Origin of the sequence: Limnohabitans sp., from assembly GCF_034680285.1 — a bacterium.
In the GTDB taxonomy this organism is placed as follows: Bacteria; Pseudomonadota; Gammaproteobacteria; order Burkholderiales; family Burkholderiaceae_C; genus Limnohabitans_A.
Map to the genome: position 1 here is coordinate 1 of NZ_JAXITC010000015.1, position 26,899 is coordinate 26,899.

The window sequence follows — 26,899 nt, forward strand, 5'->3', positions numbered from 1 at the left end:
AAAGCCCACAACTTTCGTTGTGGGCTTTCTAATTTTTGGTGCGGCTGGCAGGAATCGAACCCACGACCCCTTGGTTCGTAGCCAAGTACTCTATCCAGCTGAGCTACAGCCGCATCATGCATCGAATTATAGCAAGCTTTTGAGGGCATCTCAGAACAGACCTCAATTAAATGGCTGTCCAGAATGGACGATGCCAATGGCCTTTTGCAAGCGTTATTCTCAAGTCTCACCACAAGTGTCATCCCAACTGGAGGAATCAGGAACATGCCGAGCTCAATGACCATGGGATCCATCGTGGATGTACCAGGCCTTCTGGTGGGCCACTTCACGCTGAAGGAACGCCTCACAGGCTGCTCGGTGGTGCTGGCCACCGGTGGGGCCGTGGGTGCAGTGGACGTACGCGGTGCCGCCCCCGGGACACGCGAGACTGATTTGTTGGACCCGGCCAATTTGGTCGACAAAGTGCATGCGGTGGTGCTGAGCGGCGGCAGCGCATTTGGCCTCGACGCCGCCACGGGCGTGGTGCGCTGGCTTGATGAGCAGGGCATCGGCTTTGAAACAGGCTACGGCCGCGTGCCTATCGTGCCTGCGGCCGTCTTGTTTGACTTGCCCGTGGTGCGACCGGGCGATGCCCCCCAAGCCCGACCCGGCGCACAAGCCGGCTACGCCGCCTGTCAAGCGGCGTCCGCAGACTCGCCCGCCGCAGGCAATGTCGGCGCAGCCGCAGGTGCCTGCGTGGGCAAACTCTTTGGCCTGGATCGCTGCATGAAAGGTGGCATCGGCAACGCCAGCGTGCGCGTGGGACCATGGGTCGTGGGCGCCTTGGTCGCCTGCAACGCGGTGGGTGATGTGGTTGACCCAGCAACAGGTCAGGTGCTGGCCGGGGCCCGCACGGCCGATGGAAAAAACTTGCTGGACACCCAACGGGCCTTGCTGGCGGGTGAGCGCGGCAGCCGCCCCCTGCCCGGGACCAACACCACCATTGGCGTAGTCGCCAGCAACGCCACCCTGACCAAAGCTCAGGCTAAACGCCTGGCCATGAGTGCCCACGACGGCCTGGCCCGCAGCATCCGCCCGGCCCACACGACCTTGGACGGCGACACCCTTTTTGCCTTGGCCACAGGCACCGAGACCGGCCCGGTCGATTTGATGCTGCTCACTGTGATGGCGGCCGAGGCCACAGCGTTGGCCACGGTCGATGCCATTCGTCAGGCGCGGGGTATCACCACGGGTTGGGGAGATGTGCCTGCAGCTACAGACATGGCAAATTAAAGCCATAAACGAAAAAGCCCACCTGATGAAAAGTGGGCTTTGTCAAAATTTAAATGGTAGGGCGTGACAGACTTGAACTGTCGACCAAAGGATTATGAGTCCTCTGCTCTAACCAACTGAGCTAACGCCCCAACCGAAGGGCTGATTGTAGTGGCCCGGACAGCGCTTATTTGGACTGGCTCAGCGCGTTGCTGACCAAGCGGGATGTGATGTTCACGATCTGGATCATCCGGTCGTAGGGCATGCGGGTGGGACCAATCACACCCAAGGTGCCCACAATCTGGCCATCCACCTCATACGGGGAGCTGACGACGGACAGTTCCTGCATGGGCACCATTTGACTCTCACCGCCAATGTAGATGCGCACACCTTCGGCTTGGCTGGACACATCGAGCAAGCGCATGAGCTGGGTTTTTTGCTCGAACAGGTCAAACGCCCGGCGTAAATGGCCCATGTCGCTGGAGAAATCGCTCACCGACAAGAGATTGCGCTCACCCGCAATCACCACCTCGTTCTGGTCTTCGGCCAAGGCCTCGGTGCTGACCTGCACAGCCGCTTGCATGAGCGTGGCGATTTCGCTTTGCAAGCTGACCAATTCTTGTTGCACCCGACTGCGCACCTGCTCGATGGCCATGCCCGCGTAATGGGTGTTCAAGAAATTGGAAGTTTCAATCAGCTGGCTTTGCGAGTAATCGGTCTCGGTGAACAAGATGCGGTTTTGAACATCCCCCTCGGGCGAGACGATGATGACCAGCAAACGCCGCTCAGACAGGCGCAAGAATTCGATGTGCCGAAAAACCGAGGGCCTTCGGGGCGTCATGACCACGCCCACAAAATGCGACAGGTTGGAGAGCAAGTTGGCCGCGCTGGCGATCACTTTTTGCGGCTGGTCAGGGATAAGAGCGGGGGTTTCCAGACCATCGCGCTGGACCGTGAGCATGGTGTCCACAAACAAACGGTAACCCCGGCTGGTGGGAATGCGTCCGGCAGAGGTGTGGGGGCTCGCAATCAGACCCAGTTCTTCCAGATCAGACATCACATTGCGGATGGTGGCGGGTGACAAATCCAGACCCGAGGCTTTTGAGAGCGTGCGAGAACCCACAGGCTGGCCATCCGCGATATAGCGTTCAACCAGCGCTTTGAGCAATAACTTGGCACGATCATCTAGCATGCGGTCATTTTAATGATGTAATTTACCGATGAGATCAAAGTTCCGTCACGTTGCACTCTTTGGCAAGTACCACACCACCGCGCATGGTGGGGCGCTGGAGAGCTCTCGCCGCGCTCTGGACGATGTGGCCCAGTTCTTGACGCGAAAAGGCTGCGACGTGGTGCTGGACCGAGAAACCGCCATGCACACGGGGTTGAGCCAGTACCCCATGCTGGACATGGACGACATTGGCAGCCAATGCGATCTGGGTTTGGTGATTGGCGGCGACGGCACCATGCTGGGCATTGGCCGGCAGATGGCCCGCTTCAATCTGCCACTCATGGGCATCAACCAAGGGCGGCTGGGCTTCATCACCGACATCCCGCTTCAAAGTTACCAAGATGTGTTGTTGCCCATGCTGCAGGGCCATTACCAAACAGAAGACCGCAGTTTGTTGCAAGCCCACGTCATGCGGGACCAACGCAGCGTGTTCAACGCACTGGCCATGAACGACGTGGTGGTCAACCGCGGCGGCACCTCGGGCATGGTGGAGCTGCGGGTCGAGGTCGATGGCCGCTTTGTGTCGAACCAAAGGGCCGATGGCTTGATCATCGCGACGCCCACAGGCTCCACCGCCTATTCGCTCTCGGTGGGAGGCCCGCTGATGCACCCAGCCATTGGCGGCTGGGTCATGGCGCCCATTGCGCCCCACACCTTGTCTAACCGGCCCATCGTGCTGCCCGAATCGTCAGAAATCAGCATCGAAATCGTCGCGGGGCGTTATGTCAGCGCCAACTTTGACATGCAATCCCTGGCCGACCTGATTTTGGGTGACCGGATCGTGGTCAATCGGTCAGAGCACACGGTGAAGTTTTTGCACCCGTCGGGCTGGAATTACTTCGACACTTTGCGCAAAAAGATGCACTGGAATGGGGGCGATTGAGCCATGGCGTTGACGCACATCACCCTGCGCGACTTTGTGATCGTGCAAACCCTGGAACTGGACCTGACCCAAGGTTTCAGTGTCTTGACGGGCGAAACGGGTGCCGGCAAATCCATTTTGATCGATGCTTTGCAACTGGCTTTGGGGGCACGCGCCGAATCGGGTGTGGTGCGTGAAGGTGCCAGCCGCTGCGAGGTCTGCGCCGAATTCGAACCCACGCCCGCCATTGGGGCTTGGCTGGAAGCAGCTGGTTTTGAAATGAACGCTTCTTTACTTTTGCGCCGAACGGTGGACACCAGCGGAAAGAGCCGCGCCTGGATCAACGGCAGCCCGGCGACGGCCACGCAGCTGCGCGAGCTGGGTGAACAACTCTTGGACATTCACGGTCAGCACGCCTGGCAAAGTCTGACGCGGCCTGACGCGGTGCGCGGACTGCTTGACGCCTACGCGGGCATCGACACCCGCCCCCTCAAAGCATCTTGGCAAACCTGGCGACAAGCGCAGCAAGCCTTGGCAGACGCGCAACAATCTCAAAGCACGCTGGCCAACGAACGCGAGCGGCTGGCTTGGCAAATTGGCGAGTTGGAAAAACTCCATCCGCAAGTGGACGAATGGCAAGAGCTGAGCACGCAGCACAGCCGATTGGCCAATGCTCAGGCCCTGATCGATGGGGCCAACGAAGGCACTCTTCTGCTTGAAGGCGGTGAGAGCGACAGCGAAGGCGGCGCCCTGCGCCAGCTGTCCCGCGCCATTCAAACCCTGCAGTCGCTCGGTCAATTTGAACCGGAATTCATCGCCCTGGCCGACGTGCTCACTTCGGCACAAGCCCAAGCCGAAGACGTGGCCCACAGCCTGCACACTTATTTGCGTAAAACCGACCTGGACCCGGCCCAGCTGGCACACCTGGACGAGCGCATGGGCCTGTGGTTGTCGCTCGCTCGGCGCTACAAAAAAACACCCGACGAACTCCCACTGGCCTTGCAGGGCTGGCGCAAAGAGTTGGCACAGCTCGATGCCGCCGCCGATTTAGAGGCCTTGCAGAAAGCTGCAGATGTGGCCCAAACTGCCTGCAGTCTCGCGGCCAAAGCTGTATCCCGAGAGCGCCAGAAAGCCGCCAAACCGCTGGCCCAGGCGGTCAGCAGCGCCATGCAACAACTGGGCATGCAAGGTGGCCGCTTTGAGGTTCAACTGCAAACCCTGGACGCACCTGCACAACACGGCCTGGAAGAAGTCAGTTTTCTGGTGGCCGGACACGAGGGCAGCACCCCACGCCCCGTGGGCAAAGTAGCCTCGGGGGGTGAGCTCTCGCGCATTGCGCTGGCCATCGCCGTGACCACCAGCGAACTGGGTGAAGCCGGAACCTTGATCTTTGACGAGGTCGACTCGGGTGTTGGCGGTGCCGTGGCCGAGACCGTTGGGCGCCTCATGAAACAGCTGGGACAACACCGCCAAGTGTTGGCAGTGACCCACCTTCCCCAAGTGGCTGCCTGCGCCGACCACCACCTGCTTGTGAGCAAGGCGGCCGTCAAAGGCCAAGTCAGCAGTCAAGTGCGCGGCGTGAACGGTGAAGAACGCGTGAGCGAAATCGCCCGCATGCTGGGCGGCGAGAAGTTGTCTGCCACCACCTTGGCCCATGCCCGCGAAATGCTGGGCACCCCCTCCCCAACTACTGGCCGCAAAGCCACTCAAAGCTGAGCATGGACATCATCCTCATCACCGGCATGTCCGGCTCTGGCAAATCGGTGGCGCTGCATGCGCTGGAAGACGCGGGATATTACTGCGTGGACAACCTGCCTCCGGAGTTGCTGATCCCCTTTGTCAAACTCGAAGAACAGCACCAAGAACAACGCTTGGCAATTGCCATCGATGTGCGCAGCGCCAACTCGCTGCATCTGATGCCCGAGCAAATGAATTTGCTGCGCGACATGGGCATGACGGTGAAGTCGGTGTTTCTGGACGCAAACTCCGACACCCTGCAAAGGCGTTACTCAGAATCGCGGCGCAAACATCCTTTGTCGGGGGGCGATAAGCCGCAAAGTGACAAAGCCTTGATGGAGACCATCGGTTTCGAGCGTGAATTGCTCGCAGATTTGCGTGATCGCGCCCATGTCATCGACACCAGCTTGCTGCGCTCAGCCCAGCTGCAAACCTATATCAAGACTTTGGTCAGCGCACCTTCTGCGCAACTGACTTTGGTGTTTGAGTCTTTTGGCTTCAAGCGCGGCATCCCCACCGATGCCGACTATGTGTTTGACGTGCGCATGCTGCCTAACCCCCACTACGAAAGCGCTTTGCGCCCACTGACGGGCAGAGATGAGCCTGTGCAAGCCTACCTTCGGCAATCGGAGGAATTCGTGCAGATGCAGCTGCAAATCGAAGGTTTTTTGAAGCATTGGATTCCAGCCATCGAACGCGATCACCGCAGCTACGTGACCGTGGCCATCGGCTGCACCGGGGGTCAGCACCGCTCGGTGTTCATGGTCGAGCAGCTGGCGCAAAGCTTTGGGACACGTTGGCTTACGCTCAAGCGACACCGGGAGCTGGACGCGCTCTGAGGCTGCCCATCTTCCATGCTGCAGCTTCGCCGCAGGCCTGCCCGGTTCAAGAAGTCAGCAATGTCCGAATCGGGGCGGGCAGTCCCATCCCAGGCCACACATCGGCATTCACCCACTGCCCATCACAAGACGGGGCGCTTCTTCCGACCCCGTGCATGCGCACCGGGTGCAGGTGCAAATCGCGGTGGGTCAGCACATGCTTCCAAGGCGTGATGAATTGCGGCTCCTGCCCAGTGAACCAGGCGGCCAGCAAATCCGATTCCGAATCAAACACGGGCAAGCTGAACAAGCCCGCCCAGATGCCCGTGTCAGGCCGCTTTTGCAACCACACTTGGCCTTGCGCATTGACCGCCCACAGCAACCAGAGCGTGGCGCTGCTGCGTTTGAGCTTGCGGGTTTTGACAGGGTAGGCCAGCGGCTCACCCTGCGCTTGAGCCTGGCACAGGGTGCTGACCGGGCAGGCTTCGCACTGCGCCTTGCGCGGCAAGCAAACGGTGGCACCTAAGTCCATCAAGGCCTGGGTGTAGCGCGGCATGTCGGCAGCTTGCGCAGGCAAGAGGTCTTGCGCAAGCGCCCACAGGGCTTTTTCATTTTTGGATACGGCCAAGTCGGCGCCGAAGCCCAGCACCCGGGTCAGCACGCGCTTGACGTTGCCATCCAAAATGGCGGCGCGCTCGCCAAAGCAAAACGCCGCGATGGCAGCAGCCGTGGATCGCCCAATGCCTGGCAGGGTTTGCAGGTCTTCGGCCCGGCGCGGAAAGGCCCCGCCAAAACGCCCCATCACTTCTTGGGCGCATTTGTGCAGGTTTCGGGCGCGGCTGTAATAGCCCAGTCCGCTCCACAAAGCCAGCACATCGTCTTGCGGCGCAGCCGCCAACGCCGCCACATCCGGGAATCGACCCAAAAACCTTGGAAAGTAGTCCAGCACCGTGCTCACCTGCGTTTGCTGCAGCATGATTTCGGACAACCAAACGCGGTACGGGTCTTGGGTGTTTTGCCAAGGCAGGCTTTGGCGGCCGTGCAAGCGCTGCCAGTCCACCATGCGGCGGGCAAAGCCATCGGGCAAAGTCATCACGGTTTCTGGCATGACGGGCAGTAAAAGGTGGTGCGTTGGCCTTGCAACATGGACTTGATGGGTGTGGCGCACACCCGGCAAGGCTCGCCCGCGCGACCATAAACCGCAGCCTCCAGCTGGAAATACCCGGTGCGACCTTCGGCGTTCACAAAATCCTTGAGCGAACTGCCGCCCTGCTCTACCGCTCGGGTCAGCACCTGCACGATGGCCGCGTGCAGCCGGGCCACACGGGGTTTGGACAAACGTGCAGCTTTGGTGGTGGGACGGATGCCCGCCATGAACAAGGCTTCTGATGCATAAATATTGCCCACGCCCACGACTTCGTCGCCCGCCAGCAAAACCTGCTTGATGGCCGTTTGTCGTTTTTTGAGGGCATGGGCAAAGGCGGTCGCATCAAACTGGGCGCTCAAAGGCTCCACACCCAAGCGCCCCAGCAGCTTTTGCGCTTGGGGCGAATCCTCACCCGGGGCCCAGACCACCGCGCCGAATCGTCGCGGGTCGTGCAGGCGCAGCACACCCCGATCGGTCACCAAGTCCATGTGATCATGTGGCCCAGCCTCGGGTTGGGTGGGTGCAAAGTTCAGACTTCCCGACATGCCCAAGTGCACCAACAGCAGACCTTGGTCCAAGTCCAGCAACAGGTATTTGCCCCGCCGCCGAACGCCCCAGATTTGCCGGCCCACCAGGCTGGCAGCGGGCACGCCCAGCGGCCAGCGCAAGGGCTTGCCCAAGTGGAGCGCCAGAATGTGGGCCGAGGCGATGCGGTCGACAAAACTGCGGCGGGTGACTTCAACTTCTGGGAGTTCGGGCATGCAAGGGTCTGGCGGTCAGGGCGGCTATTGGGCTGCCCCGCGCTTGTTTAAAAGGTGGCTGGATTATGATGTCCAGCATGAAATTTTGGTTCCGACTTGCCGTTTTGTCCTCGCTTGCCGTCGGTGCTTGGGCTCAGTCTTCCGCGCCCAAAGCAGAGTCCACGCCCAAATCGTCGGCACTGGATGCGGCTCTTTTTTACCAAATTTTGCTGGGTGAACTGAACACCCGACAAGGCTCACCCGGCAGTGGTTTTTCCATCATGCTCGATGCTGCCCGCAAAACCCGGGACCCTGCTTTGTTCCAGCGTTCGGTGGACATGGCCTTGCAAGCCCGGTCTGGCGAAGCTGCTCTGCAAGCAGCTCAAACCTGGAAAAGGGAAATTCCATCTGCCACCGAAGCCAACCGTTATGTGCTCCAGATTTTGCTGGCTCTCAACCGAATCGAAGAATCCGGCAAAGCCCTGGCGGTGTCCATCAACGAATTGCCTTTGGATGAACAAGCGGGCGCGATCGCGTCAGCCCCGCGCATCTTTGGTTTGGTGAAAGACAAAGCCCTTGCGGCCGATGCCGTTGAGAAAGCATTGACCAAAGCTTTCACCCAAAAAGCCACGGTGGCAGCAGCCTGGACCACCGTTGGCCGCATGCGCCGAGATGCAGGACAAGTTTCGCGAGCAACCGAGGCTGCACGCCAAGGCCATGCTGCAGACCCCAAGGCCACTGGCCCCTTGGTGTTGGCCCTGAGCTTGCTGGACAACGTCAACAGCAGTCTCAAACCCATGGTCGATGCGGCCATGAAAACAGACGTCACGCCCGAACTGCGCTTGGCTTACGCACGCAGCCTGGTCGCACTGGCGATACGACCTGATGCTTTGGCGCAGTTGGTGCTGCTCAATGACAAACACCCCGCGTTTGCAGATGGCTGGCTCATTCACGGATTGGTCCTCCAAGAAAATGGTCAACTGCCGGAAGCCGAAAAGCGCCTCGAGCAGTATGTGCGCTTGGTGGGCGACATCAAGACGCCTGAACATCAAGCTGGCTTGGCTGAAGCTTTGATGTCCCTGGCCCAAATAGCGCAAAAAAACAAGCAATTGGACCGCGCCAACCAATGGTTGGCCCAAATGCCCACTGGGGCGGACCCCATCAAACTGGCCAGCCGACAAGCCGATGTGCTGGCCCAACAAGGTCGTCTGGATGAAGCACGGCAATTGCTGGCACAGATCAAACCCACCACCGCAGAACAAGCCCTGCGAAAAGTACTGGCGCAATCCTTTTGGCTGCGTGAACATCAAGACACGCCAGCCGCCTATGTTTTGGTCAAAGCCGCCTTGGACAAGCAACCCAACAACACCGAACTGATGACGGAGTTGTCCCTTGTTTGCGAAAAGCTCAAACGTTTTGACGAAATGGAGGCCTTGCTGCGTCAGTTGATGGCATTGGCCCCCCAAGAAGCCCACGCCTTCAATGCCTTGGGTTATTCCTTGGCGGACCGCAACATCCGCTTGGATGAAGCGCTGCAACTGATCGAAAAAGCGGTGCAATTGGCGCCGCAAGATGCCTACATTCAAGACAGTCTGGGTTGGGTGAAGTTTCGCCGAGGCGAAAAAGCCGAGGCATTGGCCATACTGAAGGCTGCCTACAAAGCCAAACCCGATGCTGAAATCGCAGCCCATTTGGGTGAAGTGCTTTGGGTCATGGGCCAACAAAAAGAAGCTGGCACCCTCTGGCGCGAAGGTTTGCTGCTCAAAGCCGACAACGAAACTTTGCTCGAAACACTCAAGCGCTTCAACTTCAAACCATGAAAGCAAGCCAAGAACCCGTCAAGCATCCCTTCAAAAGGCTTGCAGGGTTGGGCGCTGGTATCTGGCTTGTGTCGGTCTTGGCCGGTTGCGCAACCCAGCGCCCCCCTCCTGCCAACCCCGCAGCTTTTTGGTCAGGACGTCTGGCTCTTCAATTACAAAGCCTCCCCCCTCAAAACTGGAGCACTAGTTTTGAATTGCAAGGCTCGGCGGCTCAGGGGGAAATGCTGCTGCTCAGCCCCATCGGGACCACTTTGGCACGGCTGAGCTGGACCCCCCAATCCGCCCAACTGGAACAAGGTCAGGAGAAAACAGAGAGTTCCAGTTTGCAAAGCTTGAGTCAACGGTTGACCGGTACAAACCTGCCCATCGCCGCATTGTTCGACTGGCTTGCAGGTCAAGCCACCGCTGTGCCGGGGTGGCATGTGGACTTGTCTGCCCACCCGCAAGGTCGTCTGACTGCCCAGCGCCACGAGCCCGCGCCAGAAGCTGTTTTGCGCATCGTGCTCGACCGCTGATGGCTTGCACCCACCCTCAGCTGGGCCACTCGCGATAATCTGACACATGAAACAGCTGCTCGACGTCCCAGCCCCGGCCAAACTCAACCTTTTTTTGCACATCACAGGTCGCCGCCCCGACGGCTATCACCTGCTGCAATCGGTGTTCATGCTCATCGACTGGTGCGACAAGTTGCACTTTGAATTACGCCCCGGGGGCGCTGTCAGCCGTGAAGACCTGACGGTGCCCTTGCCCGCCGACGACCTGATCACCCGCGCGGCCAAATTGCTGCAACAGCAAACGGGCTGCACGCAAGGCGTTCACATCGCTGTGGACAAACAAATCCCGGCGCAAGCGGGCATGGGCGGCGGATCGTCTGACGCCGCCAGCTGTTTGCTGGCCCTTAACCAGCTTTGGGACCTTCGACTGGGCCTTGAAACCCTTGAAAAACTGGGCTTGCAACTGGGCGCAGATGTCCCCTTCTTTTTGCGTGGCCGCAATGCATGGGTGGAGGGCGTGGGTGAAGAAATTACTCCTATTGCACTACCCCCAGCGAATTTTTGGGTCATCAAACCCTCGGCGGGCGTCGAAACACCACAAATTTTTAAGCATCCAGACCTTCACCGCGCCACAAAGCCTGCTACAATTTCCGTCTTCGCTGCACAGCCATATGACTTCGGTCACAATGATTTGCAGCCTGTTGCGCAGACTTTATGCACCGAAGTCACCGAGGCACTCCAAGTGCTGAAATTGGCTGGCATGAACGGAAGAATGACAGGTTCTGGCAGTGCAGTGTTTGCACATTGCACGTCAAGCACTCAGTCTTTGGTGGTCCCTGGCCACTGGCAAGTGCGCAAGTGCAGCAATTTGGAGGTTCACCCTTTACAGGGTTGGGCATCCAGCGAAAGTTGATCGGTCGGTCGCTGTTTCAGCGGTCAACCCGTGTAGGGGAGTCGCCAAGTTGGTTAAGGCACCGGATTTTGATTCCGGCATTCGAAGGTTCGAGTCCTTCTTCCCCTGCCAAATACGTTCAATCGTACAGGCCCTTTTTTCTGATCGCTGGAATGCACATGCAGCCTGCTTCACTCCCCCTCCTGTTTACTGGTAACGCCAATCCCGTTTTGGCCGCCGAGATCGCCAAACACCTGGGCACGCAGCTCGGTGCTGTTGATGTGGGCCGCTTCTCTGACGGCGAAGTCACTGTCGAACTCAAGCAAAACGTTCGGGCACGCGAAGTGTTCATTGTGCAGTCCACCTGCGCCCCCACCAACGAAAACCTGATGGAACTGCTGATCATGGTCGATGCGCTCAAACGCGCCTCGGCTGGCCGCATCAGCGCAGTCATCCCTTACTTCGGTTACGCACGCCAAGACCGCCGCCCACGCTCAACCCGTGTACCCATCTCGGCCAAAGTGGTGGCGAACATGCTGGAAGCTGTCGGCGTCGACAGCGTGCTGACCATGGATTTGCACGCTGACCAAATCCAGGGGTTCTTTGACATCCCGGTTGACAACATCTATGCATCCCCCGTTTTGCTGGGTGATTTGCGCCAAAAAAACTACGAAGACCTGATCGTCGTGTCGCCCGATGTGGGCGGTGTTGTTCGTGCGCGCGCTCTGGCCAAGCAACTGGGCTGTGATCTGGCCATCATCGACAAACGCCGTCCCAAAGCCAACGTCAGTGAAGTCATGCACGTCATCGGCGAAATCGAAGGTCGCAACTGCGTGATCATGGACGACATGATCGACACCGCAGGCACCTTGGTCAAAGCTGCCGAAGTGCTCAAAGAGCGCGGCGCGAAAAAAGTCTACGCTTATTGCACCCACCCGATTTTTTCGGGTCCAGCCATCGACCGCATCGCCAAGGGCGAAGCCCTCGACGAAGTGGTCGTCACCAACACCATCCCGCTGTCGGTTGAAGCTGCAGCGTGTTCCAAGATTCGCCAACTTTCCGTCGCACCGCTGATCGCCGAAACGATCAACCGGATTGCGCATGGTGAGTCGGTGATGAGCCTGTTCTCCGATCAAGCCTGATCGGTGACGGGCCAACAGTGGCCAGCCGTCCTTGTGGACTGGCTGGCTTTTTTGAGTCAGGGTCGCACTGGTCGCGGTGGGCCCTAGAAGGAGAAATGTATGAAATTTGTCGCTTTTGAGCGCGCTAAGCAGGGCACGGGTGCGAGCCGCCGTCTCCGCAATTCCGGTCGCACACCTGGCATCGTTTACGGTTCCACATCGGCCCCCCAACTGATTGAGCTGGACCACAACGCTTTGTGGCATGCCCTGAAAAAAGAAGCGTTTCACGCTTCGATTCTGGACATGGAACTCAATGGTCAGTCCAGCAAAGTTTTGCTGCGTGACTACCAGATGCACCCCTACAAGCAGTTGGTGCAACACATCGACTTCCAGCGCGTTGACGCCAACACCACTTTGCACATGAAAGTGCCATTGCACTTCAGCGGCGAAGAAGAGTCCGAAGCCGTCAAGACCGACAAGTGCACAGTCACTCACGTCGTCACCGAACTCGAAGTGGCTTGCTTGCCTGCCAACCTGCCCGAATTCATCGCGGTGGACTTGAAAGGCCTGACCATGGGCAAATCCCTGCACCTGAACGACATCACCTTGCCAGCCGGCTGCAAAGCCATCACGCACGGCAAGAAAAACCCGGTCCTCGTGTCCGTGGTGGCTCCTGTCGAAGAGGTGGTGGCCGCACCCGTGGCCGCTGCACCTGCAGACGCCAAAAAGGGCAAAGGCAAGAAGTAATCTTCTGGCTTGGGGCTTCGGCCCTGCCCCTTCAAGGCCCGCGCAAGCGGGCCTTTTGTTTTGGGAAAATCCACGCACCCTCGGATGGCACCTTGCAAGGATAATCACGCACCATGATCAAACTGCTTGTCGGCCTGGGCAACCCGGGCAACGAATACGAAGACACCCGCCACAACGCTGGGTTCTGGTGGATCGATGCCGTCGCCCGTGAACTCAAGGTGTCCTTGGTGCCCGAGCGCAGCTACCACGGCCTGATGGCCCGCACCACCGTGAATGGACAAACCCTCTGGCTGCTTGAACCCCAGACCTTCATGAACTTGTCGGGCAAGTCGGTCAGCGCACTGGCCAGGTTCTTCAAAATCCATCCCCAAGAAATTCTGGTGGCGCACGACGAACTCGACATCGTGCCGGGTGAAGCCAAGCTCAAATTGGGCGGCAGCCACGCCGGGCACAACGGCCTGCGCGACATCCATGCCCAACTGGGTACGGCCGATTACTGGCGCTTGCGCATTGGCGTGGGCCACCCGGGTGACAAGGCCGAAGTGGTCAGCTGGGTCTTGAAGAAACCGATGCTGGAGCAGCGCAAGGCGATCGATGACAGCATCTACCGGTCGGTTGCAGCTTTGCCGCTGCTTTTGGCGGGTCAGATGGAAAAAGCCATGGCCCAAATCCACACCAGCAAGCCACCACGTCCCAAACCACCCCGGCCTGTCAAAGCGCCAGTGCCAAACGCGCCCCCACCGACAGCGGAGTGATGCAGGCCCGCAGGCTCACTGACTTTGCAGCCTGCGGTATTTGGCCCAGAGTGTCTCTTGGCTCTCAACGTGCTGTGGGTGAATAGGGATGCACGCCACAGGACAGACTTGGACACATTGAGGCTCGTCAAAATGCCCGACACACTCGGTGCATTTGGAGGGGTCAATTTCGTAAATTTCCTCGCCCAGGTAGATCGCTTGATTCGGGCACTCGGGCTCGCACACGTCGCAATTAATGCATTCGTCAGTGATCATCAGTGCCATAGGGTGGAATCCACAAAAGAGTGCTTCAAGGTCATCACGAATTATCGACCAAGCCGATCAGCCCGAAGCGCCGAAGGGCTGTTCTCGAACGCCTGCAATTTCAAGAGCATCCCCCCACAACCCGCTGTGCCAGATCAGCAAAGGCCTAAAATGTTTGCATGATCAACGCCGACCTGCACTGCCACTCCGTCATGTCTGACGGCACCCTCACCCCCGAAGCCTTGGCTGAACGCGCCAAAGCCAACGGTGTGGAGCTTTGGGCATTGACCGACCACGACGAGGTATCGGGTCTGGGACGCGCCTTGGCAGCCGCCCGGGCTCAAGGCTTGCCCTTCCTGACGGGGACAGAAATTTCGGTCACCTTTGCCCACCAAACCGTGCACATCGTGGGCTTGGGCTTCGATGCTGACAACACCGCGTTGACCGAAGGTTTGCGCCGCACACGCGGCGGTCGCAGCGAACGCGCCCAAGAAATGTCGGATGGTTTGGCAAAGGTCGGTATCTTGAATGCCTACGAGGGCGCTCTGCGTTATGTGGGCAACCCCGAGTTGATTTCGCGCACACACTTTGCGCGGCATCTGGTGGAATCCGGGATCTGCAACGACACGTCTGAAGTGTTTCGCAAATACCTCACCGAAGGCAAACCCGGCTACGTGCCCCATCGCTGGGCGCGCTTGCAAGACGCGGTTCAATGGATCTCCGATGCAGGGGGAATTGCCGTGATTGCCCACCCTGCTCGCTACGGGTTCACGCCCAACGAAGAATACGCGCTGTTCAGCGAATTCAAGGCCCATGGCGGGCGCGGCGTGGAGGTCATCACGGGCAGTCACTCCTCACCCGAAGCCGTTCGCTATGCCGAGACTGCGCTGGAGTTCGATTTGGCCGCCTCGCGCGGCAGCGATTTCCACAGCCCCGAAGAAAGTCGCATTGACCTCGGCACCTTGCCTGACTTGCCAGGACAACTGACAACCGTGTGGAGCCTGCTGACCGATCGCATTCAGTGAGTGGGCGCTGAACTCTGACCGCACCGAAGCTTTCTGTTCATGGCTCAATTTTTCAGCGTTCACCCGGACAATCCCCAAATACGCTTGCTCAAGCAAGCGGTTCAACTGCTCAACCAAGGCAGCGTATTGGCAGTGCCCACCGATTCCAGCTATGCCCTGGTTTGCCATCTGGATGACAAGAATGCGGTGGACCAATTGCGCCGCATACGCGGTGTAGACGAGAAACACCACCTGACTGTTCTTTGTCGCGATCTGAGTGAACTGGCCAACTACGCCAAGGTGGACAACCGGCAGTTTCGCGCCATCAAACAAGCCACGCCTGGGGCCTTCACCTTCATTTTGGAAGCCACCAAGGAAATACCGCGCCGAGTCAGCCACCCCCAGCGCAAAACAATTGGCTTGCGGGTCCCCGACCACAAAGTTCTGCAAGAACTGCTGGCCCTGCATGGCGCGCCTTTATTGGCGGCCACCTTGATCCTGCCGGATGAAGAGCAGCCACTGAACGACCCCGAAAACATCCGGGAACGACTGGAGCACCAAGTGGGCGCCGTGATCGATGCGGGTGCCTGCTCGCTCGAGCCCACCACCGTGATCGACATGACAGGCGACGAACCCGAGATCCTTCGGCACGGTCAGGGTGACCCTGCCCGTTTGGGCCTCTGAGACAATCTCTGCATGTCCGACCTCATACAAACCGTTTTGATTTATGCCTTGCCGGTGATTTTTGCCATCACCTTGCACGAGGCTGCACACGGTTACGCCGCTTTGCGCTTGGGTGACCACACCGCCGCCCTGATGGGTCGCGTGACTTTGAACCCCATGCCGCACATCGACCTGATGGGCACCATCTTGCTGCCCTTGCTGCTTTATTTCAGCACCAGTGGTGCATTCTTGTTCGGTTACGCCAAGCCAGTGCCTGTGCGCTTTGACCGACTTCGCCACCCCAAACGCGACATGATTTGGGTGGCATTGGCAGGGCCTGGTTCTAACTTGGTACAGGCTTTGCTGTGGGGCGTGCTGTTTTATGTTCTGGCCGGCAGCGGCATCACCGAGCGGTTTTTCATCGAAATGTGCAAAGCCGGCATGCTGACCAATGTGGTCATGTTTGCATTCAATCTCTTCCCCTTGCCTCCATTGGACGGTGGCCGCATTCTGGTGGGGCTCTTGCCATGGCGCCAAGCGGTGCTTTTCTCAAAGGTCGAGCCTTGGGGCTTTTTCATCGTGATGGCGCTGGTGCTCACAGGCGTCATCAGTGCTTGGTGGATGCAACCTTTGATGGGCGTGACTTTCGACTTTTTGAAGCTCACCCTCAGCCCCTTGGCCTCTTTGTTACGCTGATTTTTTGGCGCTGATTTTCATTTCTGCTTTTGGCTTTTTTCATGACCTCCAAGAACCGCACCCGCGTCCTCACTGGTATCACCACCACAGGCACACCCCACTTGGGTAACTATGTGGGCGCCATTCGGCCCACCGTTCAGGCCAGCCGTGACACCCAAACCGACGGTTTTTACTTTCTGGCCGATTACCACGCCCTCATCAAATGCGATGAACCAGCTCGCATCCAGCGATCCACACTGGAGATTGCCGCCAGCTGGATCGCCTCGGGCCTGGATCCTGAAAAAGTCACTTTTTATCGCCAATCCGACATCCCTGAAATTCCCGAACTCACTTGGTTTTTGACCTGCGTCACGGGCAAGGGCGTTCTCAACCGCGCCCACGCCTACAAAGCAGCTGTCGACAAAAACAACTTGGCAGGCCATGACCCCGACAGCGATGTGACGGCGGGCCTCTTCATGTACCCCGTGCTCATGGGGGCCGATATCTTGATGTTCAAAGCGCACAAAGTGCCGGTGGGTCGCGACCAGATCCAGCACATTGAAATGGCGCGCGACATGGCCTCGAGTTTCAACCACCTCTACGGCGAACATTTTGTCTTGCCTGAAGCCGTGATCGAAGAATCTGTGGCCCTGCTGCCCGGCCTCGACGGTCGCAAGATGAGCAAAAGCTACGACAACACCATCCCGCTGTTTGCACCCGCCGCGCAAATGCGCAAGCAAATCGCGGGCATCGTGACCGACTCCAAAGCCCCGGGTGAACCCAAGAGTACCGAAGGCTCTGCACTGTTCCAGATTTACCAAGCATTTGCCAGTGCCGACGAGACCGCCGCCATGGCCCAAGCTTATGCCGAAGGCATTGGCTGGGGGGATGCCAAGCAAATGCTGTTTGAGCGCATTGACCGCGAGATCAGCCCCATGCGCGAACACTACCAGGCGCTCATCGACAACCCCGCGCAGATGGACAAAATTTTGTTGGCGGGCGCGGACAAAGCACGCCAATTGGCAACGCCCTTCATGCGCGAAGTGCGCAATGCCGTGGGACTGCGCCCCTTGTCGTCGGGTAGCGCCACAAAGGCCGCCAAGGAAAACAAAACCACAGTGGCCAGCTTCAAGCAATACCGCGAAAAAGATGGTCAGTTTTACTTCAAACTGGTCGACGCACAAGGCAAGGTTTTGCTTCAAAGTTTGGGTTTTGCATCCCCCAAAGACGCCGGGCAAACCATCGCCCAGTTGCAAGCCGGAGGGGTAGAAGCCTTGACCGAATGGGCCAATGTCTTGGAAGCCCAATCCCCAGAGCAAGACAAAATCGCGGTGCAAACACTTGAAAATTTGTTTAATTCGCAAAAAACGATTAAATAACTTTTACAAATTTGCCAATTATTATTGTGGAAATCACCAAATAAGTGTATCCTTAAACCTTCAGTTTACTGCCGAGACTTAATAACATGACCGTCTACGTCATTGATGACCACCCCCTGATGCGCGATGCTTTGACCATGCTTGTGCACCGCGTCAAGCCAGGTCTGAAAATCATCCCCATTCACAAATTGAACGTGGTCGAGTCGACGGTAGAGAAAAATGGCTTGCCGGAACTGTTCTGCCTCGACCTTCAACTGCCCGATACCTTGGGCATGTCTGGCGTGCAGGTCCTGAAATCAAAATTCCCGAATGTGCCTTTGGCTGTGGTCACCAGCGCCAGCGCCAGCGAATTCGAATCCCGTTGCCTTGAAGCCGGTGCCAACGCCTTCATCGAAAAATCCAACAGCCCCACGCAAATCATTGCAGCTCTGCGCAGCTTGCTGATCACGGAGGAAGAGGAAGCCCAAGAGGACGCCGCTCCCGCAGGTCCTACCAAGCTCTCCAAGCGCCAAAAGCAACTGATCTTGATGCTCGATCAAGGTTTGTCCAACCGCGAAATCGCTGAAAAACTCGACATCAGCGAGCACACCGTCAAGGTGCACTTCTGGCGCCTTTTCCGCCGCTTGGGCGTCAACAGCCGTACACAAGCCCTGCACTTTGCACGCACCAACGGCTGGTTGGGCATCTAAACACCGCCATGCCGGTTGTATCCATCACATTACTGCCCGGATACGAACCATCCACCCAGCACCGCATGGTCAATCGCGTGGCCAACGCGGTTCGTTCGGTGATCGCCACGCCCGAAGCAGGCACCACGGTTTTTGTCAACGAAGTCAGCACCTACCGTCGCGACGGCAAAGTGTTCAGTGAGGGTCGTGCTGCCCATCCGGTAGCGTCAGAGGTGGTGCAGTCGTTTCTGCAAGCCATGCAGGAAAGGGACTTGGGAAAAGCCCAATCGTTTCTGCACCCCGAATTTCGCATGTGCTTTCCGGGCGGTGTGGTGATGCACTCACTGCAAGAAATGACCACTTGGGCACAGCAACGCTACACCCGCATCGCCAAACAATACGACCAATTTGAAGAAAGCTGGCAAGGCGATGCCACCGTGGTGTTTTGCCATGGCACTCTGCAAGGCACTTGGCTCGATGGGCAAACTTTTGAAGGCATTCGCTTCATTGACCGCATGGTCGTTCAAGACGGATTGATCACCCAGCAAGATGTCTGGAACGATTTGGCCGAACACCGCAAGGCTTGACAGACAGCGCTGCTGCCCAACACCGCAGCGACTTGCGCCGCATTATTTCTTTTTGTTGACGATGTCAGGCGTGACCGCATCGAGAACATTCAAGGTGCTTTTGACCCCATACACCACTGCAGAACCAGCCGCATCCGCAACGGCCAAAACGGTGCAACCCGAAAGCAATGGGAACAACACCACCGCAGCACACAAGACAAGAGATTTCATGGCGTTCATTCCAGATGGGGAAATCATAAAAAAACCCCACAACGGTGAACCATTGCGGGGTTTTTAACTGGCGGAGGAGGAGGGATTCGAACCCTCGGTAGTGTTGCCACTACGCCTGATTTCGAGTCAGGTACATTCGACCACTCTGCCACCCCTCCTGAGTATTTGTCGAAGCGGAGATTCTAGCAGAGCGGCGACGGCTCAAACGCTGAGCAAAGCCAAACCACCCATGTAGGGACGCAGCACCTCAGGCACTGTGACCGAACCGTCAGCGTTCTGGTAATTCTCCAAAACGGCCACCAGTGCACGGCCAACGGCCAGACCCGAGCCGTTCAAGGTGTGCACCAACTCGTTCTTGCCTTGGGCGTTTTTGAAACGCGCCTGCAGGCGGCGGGCCTGGAAGGCCTCGCAGTTGGAGACTGAGCTGATCTCGCGGTAGGTGTTTTGCGCGGGCACCCAGACCTCTAGGTCATAAGTTTTGCTCGCGCCAAAGCCCATGTCACCGGTACACAAACTCATCACACGGTAGGGCAAGCGCAGCTTTTGCAAAATAGCTTCGGCATGGCCCGTCATGGCTTCGAGCGCTGCGTAACTCTGCTCGGGGTGCACGATTTGCACCATTTCAACTTTGTCAAACTGGTGCTGGCGAATCAGGCCGCGCACATCGCGCCCACCGCTGCCCGCCTCCGACCGGAAGCACGGGGTGTGCGCTGTGAGCTTGATGGGCAAATCGGCTTCGGCCAGCACCTCGTCACGCACCACGTTGGTCAGCGTCACCTCAGATGTCGGGATGAGGTACAGCGCCTGGCTCTCTTCGCCCTCTTGGCCACCTTTGTTGGCCGCAAACAGATCGGCTTCGAACTTGGGCAACTGACCCGTGCCGCGCAGGGTGTCGGCGTTCACGATGTAAGGCGTGTAGCACTCGGTGTAGCCGTGCTCGCTGGTCTGCACATCCAGCATGAATTGCGCCAGCGCACGGTGCAAACGCGCTACCGGGCCACGCATGAAGGTGAAGCGCGAACCAGTCAGCTTGGTGCCGGTCTCAAAGTCCAGACCCAGCTTTTCGCCAATGTCCACATGGTCCTTGAGCTCGAAGTCAAAAGTGGGCACAGTGCCCCAGCGGCGCACCTCGATGTTGCCCTCTTCGCCCGCGCCCACAGGGACCGATTCGTGCGGCAAATTGGGCACGGCCAACAGCAAGTTTTGCAGCTCGGCCTGGATCACATCCAGCCGCTGGGCCGAAGCGTCCAGCTCGTCCTTGATGGCACCCACTTGGGCCATGACCGCATCGGCCTCGGCATGCTGGCCCTTGCCCTTGAGCATGCCAATTTGCTTGGACAGGCTGTTGCGTTGGCTTTGAAGCTCTTCGGTGCGGGTTTGCAGCGTTTTGCGCTCACCCTCCAAAGCCCGGAAGGCGTCCACATTCAGGAAGGACTGGGGATTTTTACGGGTCTGCAAACGCGCGACAACGGCGTCCAGATCTTTGCGGAGTAGAACAATATCAAGCATGGGGCGATTGTAGTGAGCCGGGTTCTGGGTTTTCAAAAGGGTCCATCTTCAAGCCCTTGGGCAACGGGAACTTGATGGTTTCCTGAATGCCGTCCAGGGTGCGCACCGACAACGCCCCCATGGCGCGCAAACGGGCAATCACCTCTTGCACCAGCACATCCGGGGCCGAGGCACCCGCAGTCAGGCCTACCTTTTGCGATCCTTCAAACCAGGCTTCCTGCAAGTCGGCCGCGCAGTCCACCATGTAAGCGGGCGTGCCCAGGCGGTCGGCCAGCTCGCGCAAGCGGTTGCTGTTCGAGCTGGTGGGGCTGCCCACCACGATCACCACGTCCACCAGCGGGCTCATCAGCTTGACGGCGTCTTGGCGGTTTTGCGTGGCATAGCAAATGTCTTGCTGTTTGGGCTCGCGCACCTGCGGAAAGCGGGCTTTCACGGCCGCGACAATTTCGGCAGCGTCGTCCACGCTCAGGGTGGTTTGCGTCACCACCGCCAGCAAGTCGGTCTGGGCAGGTTGCACTTTGGCAACGTCTTCGACGTCTTCGACCAAGTGGATGCCACTGTCGAGCTGGCCCATGGTGCCTTCGACCTCGGGGTGACCCTTGTGGCCAATCATGATGAACTCGTAACCCTCTTTGTGCAGCTTGGCCAGCTCCACATGCACCTTGCTCACCAGTGGGCAAGTGGCATCAAAAATCCGGAAACCGCGGCGCTCAGCTTCGTCCTGAATCGCCCGGCTCACGCCGTGGGCGCTGAAAATCAGCGTGGCCCCGGGCGGCACATCGGCCAGCTCTTCGATGAAGATCGCGCCTTTTTCCTTGAGGTCATTGACCACATAGGTGTTGTGCACGATTTCGTGGCGCACATAAATCGGGCGGCCAAACTTGGTGAGCGCGTGCTCCACGATGTCGATCGCACGGTCCACCCCGGCGCAAAAACCACGAGGTTCTGCCAAAAAAACTTCAGACGTCATCACAGCACCCCAATCAGTTCGACTTCAAAGGTCACAGGCTGACCGGCCAGCGGGTGGTTGAAGTCAAACAACACCGCGCCCTCCTCGTTCACTTGCAACACGGTGCCAGCATACGAGCCCAATCCGTCAGGTGTCGGAAACTGCACCACATCGCCCGCCGCGTATTTTTCAGTCGGGTCCCCCAATTCATTGAGCAGCTTGCGGGCCACCCATTGCTGCATGTCGGCAATGCGCTCTCCGAAGGCCTCGCCTGCGGGAATTTCCATCACCACCCGCGTGCCCTCGGCCAGGCCCAGCAAGCGTTGCTCCACGGCGGGCGACAAGGTGCCCGAACCCAGTGACAAGGTCGCAGGTTTCTCTTTGAAGGTGTTGATGATGTCCCCCTGCGGCCCGGCCAGGCGGTAGTGAAGCGTCAAGAAGGAACCGGGTTCGACAATGGACATAAGGGTTTTCTGGAATGCCGCAAACGCGGGCAAACGGGCATAAAGAAGCCACTATTGTAAAAAGCCCGGCCAAACAGTCCCGAACAAGGGGATAAAAAGGACCGAGGCCGCTCCAGGGAGGGGCAACACATGGGCATCAAAGACTTGCCGACGGATGCGCGTCCGCGCGAAAAACTGCTCACCCGAGGCCCGCAGGCCCTGAGCGATGTGGAGCTCTTGGCCATCTTGCTGCGCACCGGCATGGCGGGCAAAAACGTGTTTCAGTTGTCCGAAGAGCTACTGGGGCCAGACGGCATCGCTGGTCTGCTGAACGCCACAGTGCAGTCTCTCAAGGGCGTCAAAGGCTTGGGGCCCGCCAAACAGGCAGAGCTGTTGGCGGTGTTCGAGATGGCCCGCCGGGCCCTCAGCCAACGCCTCAAAGAGCGAGAAGCCTTCCATACGCCGGGCGCAGTCAGGCAATACCTGCAACTGCAATTGGCCCACAAAAACCACGAGGTCTTCGCCGTGCTGTTTCTGGACAACCAAAACCGCATGCTGGCCATGGAAGAGCTTTTTCGAGGCACGCTCAGCCAGACCAGCGTCTACCCACGCGAAGTCGTTCTGCGCGCCCTGCACCACCAGGCGGCTGCTGTGGTGCTCTCTCACAACCATCCCAGTGGCTCTGTGCAGCCCAGCCGGGCCGACGAACATCTGACGCAAACCCTCAAGGCAGCTTTGGCGCTGGTGGACGTGCGCGTACTGGACCACATCATCGTCGGCCAAGGGCAGGCACTGTCGATGGCGGAGCAAGGCTTGATGTGAGGCCGGTAAACTCGTAGGTTTTCCACCGTCACGACCGTCCATGTCCCACTACCACCTCTATGCCATCGGCAACGCCCTGGTCGATACCGAATACGAAGTCTCCGATGAACTGCTGGGCGCCATGGGCGTGAGCAAGGGCCACATGACCTTGATAGACACGACGCAACGTGCTGAATTGCTCAGCCACGTGCAAGGCCTGCATGCCCGCCGCACCGGTGGCGGCTCAGCAGGCAACACGGTGGTGGCTCTGGCCCAATTGGGCGGCAAAGCGTTTTATTCATGCCGCGTGGCGGACGACGAGCTGGGCGCCTACTACAGCCAAGACCTGCAAGCCAATGGCGTGGCCACCAACCTCACCCATACCCAAGCCCGCGAAGGCCAAACCGGAAGCTGCATGGTGCTGGTCACCCCCGATGCCGAGCGCAGCATGTGCACCTTCCTGGGTGCAACATCGCAACTGGACGCCAGCGCCCTGCACCCGCAAGATATCGCCAAGTCCAAGATCTATTACATGGAAGGCTACCTGGCCGCCTCGCCCACGGGCCTCGAGGCCGCTGTGCAAGGTCGCCAAATCGCCATCGAGCACAAAGTGGCCACGGCGTTGACCCTCAGCGATGTGAGCATGATCAACTTCTGCCGTGCTGGCCTCGAAGCCATGATCGGCGACGGCCTCGACTATTTGTTTGCCAACGAAGAAGAAGCGCAAACCTGGTGCGGCACCACCGACCTGGACGCCATCATCGGTCAGCTGTCGGCTTTGGCCAAAACCGTGTGCTTGACGCGGGGCCCCAAGGGCTGCATTGTCGTGCAAGGCCAGCAGCGCATCGAAGTGCCCGCCGTGCCCACCCAAGCGGTGGACACCAACGGCGCAGGCGACATGTTTGCAGGCACCTTTTTGTACGGCATCACCCACGGCCACACCGCCGCGCAAGCCGCGGCCTTGGCCAACCGCACAGCTGCCGCTGTCGTCAGCCAACACGGCAACCGCTTGACGGCAGCCCACATGCAAGCGATCTGCACAGACTTCCAAAAGGCCTGAACATGAAAAAAATCCTGCTTCTGGGTTCTGGTGAACTCGGCAAAGAATTCGTCATCAGCGCCAAGCGCCTCGGCTGCCACGTCATTGCCTGCGACAGCTATGCGGGGGCGCCCGCCATGCAAGTGGCCGATGAATCTGAAGTGTTCAGCATGCTCGACGAAGTGGCATTGCGTGCCGCCATCGCCCAACACCAGCCCGACCTGATCGTCCCCGAGATCGAAGCCATCCGCACCGAGGTGCTGCTCGACGTCGAAAAGCAAGGCTTTGAAGTCATCCCCAGCGCCCGCGCCGCCAACCTGACCATGAACCGCGATCGCATCCGCGACGTGGCCGTGGGCTTGGGCGTGCGCACCGCCAAGTTCAGCTACGCCGACTCGGCCGCCGAATTGCTGGCCCGCGCCACCGAGATCGGTTTCCCGGTCGTCATCAAACCGGTCATGAGCTCGTCAGGCAAAGGCCAGAGCGTGGCCAAGACGGCCGCAGACGTGCAAGCCAGCTGGGACTACGCCTGTTCAGGCATGCGCGGCGACCGCCAAAAAATCATCGTCGAAGAGTTCATCCACTTCGAGTTTGAAATCACCCTGCTCACGGTGCGCCAGCGCAAGGGCTCCACCCTGTTTTGCCCGCCCATTGGCCATGTGCAAGAGCGCGGTGACTACCAATACAGCTGGCAGCCCCAGGGCATGACGCCCGCGCAAATCCAAGCCGCGCAAGACATGGCCGACAAAGTCACCACCGACTTAGGCGGCGCTGGCCTGTTTGGCGTGGAGTTTTTCGTCACCAAAGACGAAGTGATCTTCAGCGAACTGAGCCCCCGTCCGCACGACACAGGCATGGTCACCCTCATCAGCCAAAACCTGAGCGAATTTGACCTGCACGCCCGCGCCATCTTGGGCCTGCCGATCCCGAGCATTGAATGCGTGGAAGGCGCCAGCGCCGTGGTGTTGGCCGAGCAAGAAGGCAAAGACCCGCGCTTTACCGGCGTCGAAGCGGCGCTGAACGAACCCGGTGTGGACGTTCGCATCTTTGGCAAACCCACCACCCGTCCCTACCGCCGCATGGCGGTGGCGCTGGCCAAAGGCCCCAATGCTCTGCAGCGAGCGCGTGATGCTGCGGGCAAAATCAAAGTGGTGGTTTGACCACTTCCCCCCGTACCCTCTCCATCCACACCCAATCGACCAACTCGCCGCTGGGTTGGTAGCCCGGCACCAATTTTTGCAACAAGGTCTGAATCATCTGAACGTTGTTGGCTTGCAGTGCCAAATCCAAATCAAACAATTGTGATTGGAGTGCATGCCAAGGCAAGAAGTCCTCGTGGGCTTTCATGATGCGGGGGTGTAGGGTGGGCAAGGCGTTATCGCCAATCAAGAGCTCTTCGTACAGCTTTTCCCCCGGTCGCAAACCTGTCACGGCAATCGCAATGTCACCATTCGGGTTCGCTGCATCCTTGGAAGCCAAGCCAGACAGTTCAACCATGCGTTTGGCCAAATCGATGATCTTGACCGGCTCCCCCATGTCCAAAACGAACACATCGCCGCCCCTGGCCATGGCGCCCGCCTGAATCACCAACTGCGCGGCCTCGGGAATGGTCATGAAATAACGGGTGATTCTCTCGTCCGTCAAGGTGATGGGCCCACCATCCTTGATCTGCTGGCGAAACAAGGGCACCACCGAACCGGATGACCCCAACACATTGCCAAAGCGCACCATACTGAAACGGGTGGGGCCGCCTTGTTCTTTCAGCAATGCAGCTTGTGCTTGCAGCACCATCTCGGCCAAGCGCTTGCTTGCCCCCATCACATTGGTCGGGCGCACAGCCTTGTCCGTGCTGATCAAGACAAAGTCAGCCACATCGTACTTTGCTGCCAATAGAGCTATGTTCAACGTCCCCTGCACGTTGTTCGTCACCCCTTCTGCCGGGTTGTGTTCCACCAGAGGCACATGCTTGTAGGCGGCTGCATGGTAGAGCGTGTGCGGTTTCCAGGTTCGCAAAATTTGTTCCATGCGAGATGAATCACGCACATTCGCGAGTATGGACACCACCCGAACATTTGGATACGCCCCTTTGGACACCAAGCTTTGCAATTCATGCTCGATCGCATACAAAGCAAATTCGGTGATTTCCAACAGCAACAAGACAGAAGGACCTGCCAGGACAATCTGACGACACAGTTCTGATCCGATGGAGCCGCCAGCACCCGTCACCATCACCACTTTGCTGTTGATGTTTTTAGCCAGCAACTCTGGATCAGGAGGCACCGGGTCCCGGCCCAGCAAGTCTTCAATGTCCAACTCTTTCAGGTCAGACACCTGCACCTCACCTTGGACCAGGGCCAATACGCCCGGCAATGTTCTCACCTGAACATGGGCCGATCGAACCATCTCCAGAATTTCATTGCGCCGCGCCCGGGGCGCTGACGGTATGGCTAAAAAGACCTGCGTGACCCGCAATTTGGCCACCAAGCTCGTCATGCCGGCAGGATCGTGGATTTTCAAACCATTCAGAACCTGACCGTGCAAACGTGTGTCATCGTCCAGCATGCCGACCAGCACCATCTCGGGACTGGTCTTAAGGGCCGCCGCCAATTGCCTACCCGCTGAACCCGCGCCATAAATGAGCACTCTGGGCAATTGCTCTTGGCCCACCAGGTTTTGGTAAATACCCCCTAACCAATAACGGACAAACGCCCGGGACATCAAGACCCCCACCAACAGCAGCAAGGGCTGAATGATGCCCACGGACCGAGGCACGCCGGGCACACTGATCAGCGTGAACGCGAAACAATAAAGGGCCGCATAAATGGCCACCGCCTTGACCACCGTCATCAGAGCCGGCAAGCCTGAATAACGAAAAATCGCTCGGTAAAGTCCGAACACGATGAACAAAGGCAAAGCAAATGCCACAGAGCCCACAAATGCGGTGAAATGTGATGGAGACCAAGTCGTCCACGTCTCAAGACGCAAATTAAAAGCCATCCAGACCGTGATGCCGCAGACAAAAGCGTCCGCCCCCAAGGCCAAAGAACGCTTCACAGGCCTGGATAACTGAAGAAAGAAATCCGTCAAAAAAGAAATGTTCATGGCGAAAAAATG

28 protein-coding genes and 4 tRNA genes are annotated in these 26,899 nt (G+C 58.5%); 20 read left to right on the forward strand and 12 right to left on the reverse strand.

Annotated features, from left to right (window positions below; translation table 11 throughout):
* Window positions 1–36: 36 nt before the first annotated feature.
* Window positions 37–113, reverse strand: a tRNA-Arg gene (locus SWE17_RS12440).
* 151 nt (window positions 114–264) lie between these two features.
* On the opposite strand from SWE17_RS12440, the gene SWE17_RS12445 reads away from it, so the two are divergent.
* Window positions 265–1,272: a P1 family peptidase gene (locus tag SWE17_RS12445; protein WP_322993409.1), complete on the forward strand. Its 1,008-nt coding sequence runs from the start codon at window positions 265–267 to the stop codon at window positions 1,270–1,272.
* A 54-nt stretch (window positions 1,273–1,326) separates the two neighbouring features.
* Here SWE17_RS12445 and SWE17_RS12450 read toward each other — a convergent pair.
* Both SWE17_RS12450 and hrcA read right to left on the reverse strand, forming a co-directional pair.
* Window positions 1,327–1,403 (reverse strand) — tRNA-Ile (locus SWE17_RS12450).
* Window positions 1,404–1,438: 35 nt separating this feature from the next.
* Window positions 1,439–2,443 carry a heat-inducible transcriptional repressor HrcA gene (hrcA, locus tag SWE17_RS12455; protein ID WP_322993410.1) on the reverse strand — a complete coding sequence of 335 codons (1,005 nt, stop codon included), beginning with the start codon at window positions 2,441–2,443 and terminating at the stop codon, window positions 1,439–1,441.
* 28 nt (window positions 2,444–2,471) lie between these two features.
* Here hrcA and SWE17_RS12460 point away from each other — a divergent pair, with 28 nt between their 5' ends.
* The 3 genes from SWE17_RS12460 to rapZ are packed head-to-tail and all read left to right on the forward strand — an operon-like array spanning window position 2,472 to window position 5,920.
* Entirely contained in the window at window positions 2,472–3,365 is an 894-nt protein-coding gene (locus tag SWE17_RS12460; protein ID WP_322993411.1) for an NAD kinase, read from the forward strand.
* Between the two features lie 3 nt (window positions 3,366–3,368).
* The gene (gene recN / locus SWE17_RS12465; RefSeq protein ID WP_322993412.1) at window positions 3,369–5,060 is read left to right on the forward strand and encodes a DNA repair protein RecN; all 1,692 of its coding nucleotides are present in this window, start codon (window positions 3,369–3,371) and stop codon (window positions 5,058–5,060) included.
* A complete protein-coding gene (gene rapZ / locus SWE17_RS12470) occupies window positions 5,057–5,920 on the forward strand; it encodes an RNase adapter RapZ (protein WP_322993502.1) in 864 nt (287 codons plus the stop codon). The genes recN and rapZ overlap by 4 nt, the downstream gene beginning before the upstream one ends.
* Before the next feature lie 46 nt (window positions 5,921–5,966).
* On the opposite strand, the gene mutY is transcribed toward rapZ, so the two are convergent.
* Both mutY and mutM read right to left on the reverse strand, forming a co-directional pair.
* Window positions 5,967–7,007 (reverse strand): A/G-specific adenine glycosylase, encoded by a 1,041-nt coding sequence (gene mutY / locus SWE17_RS12475; protein ID WP_322993413.1) that lies wholly within the window; start codon window positions 7,005–7,007, stop codon window positions 5,967–5,969.
* Window positions 6,992–7,807, reverse strand: coding sequence for a bifunctional DNA-formamidopyrimidine glycosylase/DNA-(apurinic or apyrimidinic site) lyase (mutM, locus tag SWE17_RS12480; protein ID WP_322993414.1), 816 nt, complete (start codon window positions 7,805–7,807; stop codon window positions 6,992–6,994). Before mutM ends, mutY begins: the two co-directional genes overlap by 16 nt.
* 77 nt (window positions 7,808–7,884) lie before the next feature.
* Here mutM and SWE17_RS12485 point away from each other — a divergent pair, with 77 nt between their 5' ends.
* The 7 genes from SWE17_RS12485 to pth all read left to right on the forward strand — a co-directional run bounded on the left by SWE17_RS12485 (window position 7,885) and on the right by pth (window position 13,615).
* A complete protein-coding gene (locus SWE17_RS12485; RefSeq protein ID WP_322993415.1) occupies window positions 7,885–9,606 on the forward strand; it encodes a tetratricopeptide repeat protein in 1,722 nt (573 codons plus the stop codon).
* Window positions 9,603–10,121: a lipoprotein insertase outer membrane protein LolB gene (locus SWE17_RS12490; RefSeq protein ID WP_322993416.1), complete on the forward strand. Its 519-nt coding sequence runs from the start codon at window positions 9,603–9,605 to the stop codon at window positions 10,119–10,121. The genes SWE17_RS12485 and SWE17_RS12490 overlap by 4 nt, the downstream gene beginning before the upstream one ends.
* Window positions 10,122–10,167: 46 nt before the next feature.
* A complete protein-coding gene (gene ispE, locus SWE17_RS12495) occupies window positions 10,168–11,013 on the forward strand; it encodes a 4-(cytidine 5'-diphospho)-2-C-methyl-D-erythritol kinase (RefSeq protein ID WP_322993417.1) in 846 nt (281 codons plus the stop codon).
* A 34-nt stretch (window positions 11,014–11,047) separates the two neighbouring features.
* A tRNA-Gln gene (locus SWE17_RS12500) sits at window positions 11,048–11,124 on the forward strand.
* 41 nt (window positions 11,125–11,165) lie between these two features.
* A complete protein-coding gene (locus tag SWE17_RS12505) occupies window positions 11,166–12,134 on the forward strand; it encodes a ribose-phosphate pyrophosphokinase (protein WP_322993418.1) in 969 nt (322 codons plus the stop codon).
* A 99-nt stretch (window positions 12,135–12,233) separates the two neighbouring features.
* Complete coding sequence (locus SWE17_RS12510; RefSeq protein WP_100117876.1) at window positions 12,234–12,860, forward strand: 50S ribosomal protein L25/general stress protein Ctc; 627 nt, start codon at window positions 12,234–12,236, stop codon at window positions 12,858–12,860.
* A gap of 113 nt (window positions 12,861–12,973) precedes the next feature.
* Complete coding sequence (gene pth / locus SWE17_RS12515) at window positions 12,974–13,615, forward strand: aminoacyl-tRNA hydrolase (protein WP_322993419.1); 642 nt, start codon at window positions 12,974–12,976, stop codon at window positions 13,613–13,615.
* 15 nt (window positions 13,616–13,630) lie between these two features.
* On the opposite strand, the gene SWE17_RS12520 is transcribed toward pth, so the two are convergent.
* Window positions 13,631–13,879, reverse strand: coding sequence for a YfhL family 4Fe-4S dicluster ferredoxin (locus tag SWE17_RS12520; RefSeq protein WP_322993420.1), 249 nt, complete (start codon window positions 13,877–13,879; stop codon window positions 13,631–13,633).
* A gap of 158 nt (window positions 13,880–14,037) precedes the next feature.
* Here SWE17_RS12520 and SWE17_RS12525 point away from each other — a divergent pair, with 158 nt between their 5' ends.
* The 6 genes from SWE17_RS12525 to SWE17_RS12550 all read left to right on the forward strand — a co-directional run bounded on the left by SWE17_RS12525 (window position 14,038) and on the right by SWE17_RS12550 (window position 18,834).
* Window positions 14,038–14,883 carry a 3',5'-nucleoside bisphosphate phosphatase gene (locus SWE17_RS12525; RefSeq protein ID WP_322993421.1) on the forward strand — a complete coding sequence of 282 codons (846 nt, stop codon included), beginning with the start codon at window positions 14,038–14,040 and terminating at the stop codon, window positions 14,881–14,883.
* A 39-nt stretch (window positions 14,884–14,922) separates the two neighbouring features.
* Entirely contained in the window at window positions 14,923–15,546 is a 624-nt protein-coding gene (locus tag SWE17_RS12530; RefSeq protein WP_322993422.1) for an L-threonylcarbamoyladenylate synthase, read from the forward strand.
* Between the two features lie 12 nt (window positions 15,547–15,558).
* Window positions 15,559–16,221 carry a site-2 protease family protein gene (locus tag SWE17_RS12535; protein ID WP_322993423.1) on the forward strand — a complete coding sequence of 221 codons (663 nt, stop codon included), beginning with the start codon at window positions 15,559–15,561 and terminating at the stop codon, window positions 16,219–16,221.
* A 41-nt stretch (window positions 16,222–16,262) separates the two neighbouring features.
* Window positions 16,263–17,579: a tryptophan--tRNA ligase gene (locus SWE17_RS12540; protein WP_322993424.1), complete on the forward strand. Its 1,317-nt coding sequence runs from the start codon at window positions 16,263–16,265 to the stop codon at window positions 17,577–17,579.
* Window positions 17,580–17,665: 86 nt separating this feature from the next.
* A complete protein-coding gene (locus tag SWE17_RS12545; protein WP_322993425.1) occupies window positions 17,666–18,268 on the forward strand; it encodes a response regulator transcription factor in 603 nt (200 codons plus the stop codon).
* 8 nt (window positions 18,269–18,276) lie between these two features.
* The gene (locus tag SWE17_RS12550) at window positions 18,277–18,834 is read left to right on the forward strand and encodes a nuclear transport factor 2 family protein (RefSeq protein WP_322993426.1); all 558 of its coding nucleotides are present in this window, start codon (window positions 18,277–18,279) and stop codon (window positions 18,832–18,834) included.
* A gap of 42 nt (window positions 18,835–18,876) precedes the next feature.
* Here the strand turns inward: SWE17_RS12550 and SWE17_RS12555 are convergent, their stop codons facing one another.
* From SWE17_RS12555 to SWE17_RS12575, 5 genes are all read right to left on the reverse strand, one after another.
* On the reverse strand, window positions 18,877–19,044 hold the full coding sequence (locus SWE17_RS12555; protein ID WP_322993427.1) for a hypothetical protein: 168 nt from the start codon (window positions 19,042–19,044) through the stop codon (window positions 18,877–18,879).
* Between the two features lie 68 nt (window positions 19,045–19,112).
* Window positions 19,113–19,202 (reverse strand) — tRNA-Ser (locus SWE17_RS12560).
* Window positions 19,203–19,245: 43 nt separating this feature from the next.
* Window positions 19,246–20,553: a serine--tRNA ligase gene (gene serS, locus SWE17_RS12565; RefSeq protein WP_322993428.1), complete on the reverse strand. Its 1,308-nt coding sequence runs from the start codon at window positions 20,551–20,553 to the stop codon at window positions 19,246–19,248.
* Window positions 20,546–21,523: a 4-hydroxy-3-methylbut-2-enyl diphosphate reductase gene (gene ispH / locus SWE17_RS12570; RefSeq protein WP_322993429.1), complete on the reverse strand. Its 978-nt coding sequence runs from the start codon at window positions 21,521–21,523 to the stop codon at window positions 20,546–20,548. The genes serS and ispH overlap by 8 nt, the downstream gene beginning before the upstream one ends.
* Complete coding sequence (locus SWE17_RS12575) at window positions 21,523–21,966, reverse strand: FKBP-type peptidyl-prolyl cis-trans isomerase (protein WP_322993430.1); 444 nt, start codon at window positions 21,964–21,966, stop codon at window positions 21,523–21,525. The genes ispH and SWE17_RS12575 overlap by 1 nt, the downstream gene beginning before the upstream one ends.
* A 129-nt stretch (window positions 21,967–22,095) precedes the next feature.
* On the opposite strand from SWE17_RS12575, the gene radC reads away from it, so the two are divergent.
* From radC to purT, 3 genes are read left to right on the forward strand one after another with little or no spacing between them, the layout of a single operon-like run.
* Entirely contained in the window at window positions 22,096–22,767 is a 672-nt protein-coding gene (gene radC / locus SWE17_RS12580; protein ID WP_322993431.1) for a RadC family protein, read from the forward strand.
* Window positions 22,768–22,807: 40 nt separating this feature from the next.
* Window positions 22,808–23,806 (forward strand): adenosine kinase, encoded by a 999-nt coding sequence (locus SWE17_RS12585; RefSeq protein ID WP_322993432.1) that lies wholly within the window; start codon window positions 22,808–22,810, stop codon window positions 23,804–23,806.
* Between the two features lie 2 nt (window positions 23,807–23,808).
* Complete coding sequence (gene purT, locus SWE17_RS12590) at window positions 23,809–24,945, forward strand: formate-dependent phosphoribosylglycinamide formyltransferase (RefSeq protein WP_322993433.1); 1,137 nt, start codon at window positions 23,809–23,811, stop codon at window positions 24,943–24,945.
* Here purT and SWE17_RS12595 read toward each other — a convergent pair.
* Window positions 24,929–26,887, reverse strand: a complete 1,959-nt coding sequence (locus tag SWE17_RS12595; RefSeq protein WP_322993434.1) for a nucleoside-diphosphate sugar epimerase/dehydratase — start codon at window positions 26,885–26,887, stop codon at window positions 24,929–24,931. The two genes, purT and SWE17_RS12595, sit on opposite strands and share 17 nt — an antisense overlap.
* Window positions 26,888–26,899 lie beyond the last annotated feature (12 nt).

Coding starts and splice junctions, on each gene's coding strand:
- SWE17_RS12445 (WP_322993409.1), top strand. CDS start 265: ATGCCGAGCTCAATGACCATGGGATCCATCGTGGATGTACCAGGCCTT.
- hrcA (WP_322993410.1), bottom strand. CDS start 2,443: ATGCTAGATGATCGTGCCAAGTTATTGCTCAAAGCGCTGGTTGAACGC.
- SWE17_RS12460 (WP_322993411.1), top strand. CDS start 2,472: ATGAGATCAAAGTTCCGTCACGTTGCACTCTTTGGCAAGTACCACACC.
- recN (WP_322993412.1), top strand. CDS start 3,369: ATGGCGTTGACGCACATCACCCTGCGCGACTTTGTGATCGTGCAAACC.
- mutY (WP_322993413.1), bottom strand. CDS start 7,007: ATGCCAGAAACCGTGATGACTTTGCCCGATGGCTTTGCCCGCCGCATG.
- mutM (WP_322993414.1), bottom strand. CDS start 7,807: ATGCCCGAACTCCCAGAAGTTGAAGTCACCCGCCGCAGTTTTGTCGAC.
- SWE17_RS12485 (WP_322993415.1), top strand. CDS start 7,885: ATGAAATTTTGGTTCCGACTTGCCGTTTTGTCCTCGCTTGCCGTCGGT.
- SWE17_RS12490 (WP_322993416.1), top strand. CDS start 9,603: ATGAAAGCAAGCCAAGAACCCGTCAAGCATCCCTTCAAAAGGCTTGCA.
- ispE (WP_322993417.1), top strand. CDS start 10,168: ATGAAACAGCTGCTCGACGTCCCAGCCCCGGCCAAACTCAACCTTTTT.
- SWE17_RS12505 (WP_322993418.1), top strand. CDS start 11,166: ATGCACATGCAGCCTGCTTCACTCCCCCTCCTGTTTACTGGTAACGCC.
- SWE17_RS12510 (WP_100117876.1), top strand. CDS start 12,234: ATGAAATTTGTCGCTTTTGAGCGCGCTAAGCAGGGCACGGGTGCGAGC.
- pth (WP_322993419.1), top strand. CDS start 12,974: ATGATCAAACTGCTTGTCGGCCTGGGCAACCCGGGCAACGAATACGAA.
- SWE17_RS12520 (WP_322993420.1), bottom strand. CDS start 13,879: ATGGCACTGATGATCACTGACGAATGCATTAATTGCGACGTGTGCGAG.
- SWE17_RS12525 (WP_322993421.1), top strand. CDS start 14,038: ATGATCAACGCCGACCTGCACTGCCACTCCGTCATGTCTGACGGCACC.
- SWE17_RS12530 (WP_322993422.1), top strand. CDS start 14,923: ATGGCTCAATTTTTCAGCGTTCACCCGGACAATCCCCAAATACGCTTG.
- SWE17_RS12535 (WP_322993423.1), top strand. CDS start 15,559: ATGTCCGACCTCATACAAACCGTTTTGATTTATGCCTTGCCGGTGATT.
- SWE17_RS12540 (WP_322993424.1), top strand. CDS start 16,263: ATGACCTCCAAGAACCGCACCCGCGTCCTCACTGGTATCACCACCACA.
- SWE17_RS12545 (WP_322993425.1), top strand. CDS start 17,666: ATGACCGTCTACGTCATTGATGACCACCCCCTGATGCGCGATGCTTTG.
- SWE17_RS12550 (WP_322993426.1), top strand. CDS start 18,277: ATGCCGGTTGTATCCATCACATTACTGCCCGGATACGAACCATCCACC.
- SWE17_RS12555 (WP_322993427.1), bottom strand. CDS start 19,044: ATGAAATCTCTTGTCTTGTGTGCTGCGGTGGTGTTGTTCCCATTGCTT.
- serS (WP_322993428.1), bottom strand. CDS start 20,553: ATGCTTGATATTGTTCTACTCCGCAAAGATCTGGACGCCGTTGTCGCG.
- ispH (WP_322993429.1), bottom strand. CDS start 21,523: ATGACGTCTGAAGTTTTTTTGGCAGAACCTCGTGGTTTTTGCGCCGGG.
- SWE17_RS12575 (WP_322993430.1), bottom strand. CDS start 21,966: ATGTCCATTGTCGAACCCGGTTCCTTCTTGACGCTTCACTACCGCCTG.
- radC (WP_322993431.1), top strand. CDS start 22,096: ATGGGCATCAAAGACTTGCCGACGGATGCGCGTCCGCGCGAAAAACTG.
- SWE17_RS12585 (WP_322993432.1), top strand. CDS start 22,808: ATGTCCCACTACCACCTCTATGCCATCGGCAACGCCCTGGTCGATACC.
- purT (WP_322993433.1), top strand. CDS start 23,809: ATGAAAAAAATCCTGCTTCTGGGTTCTGGTGAACTCGGCAAAGAATTC.
- SWE17_RS12595 (WP_322993434.1), bottom strand. CDS start 26,887: ATGAACATTTCTTTTTTGACGGATTTCTTTCTTCAGTTATCCAGGCCT.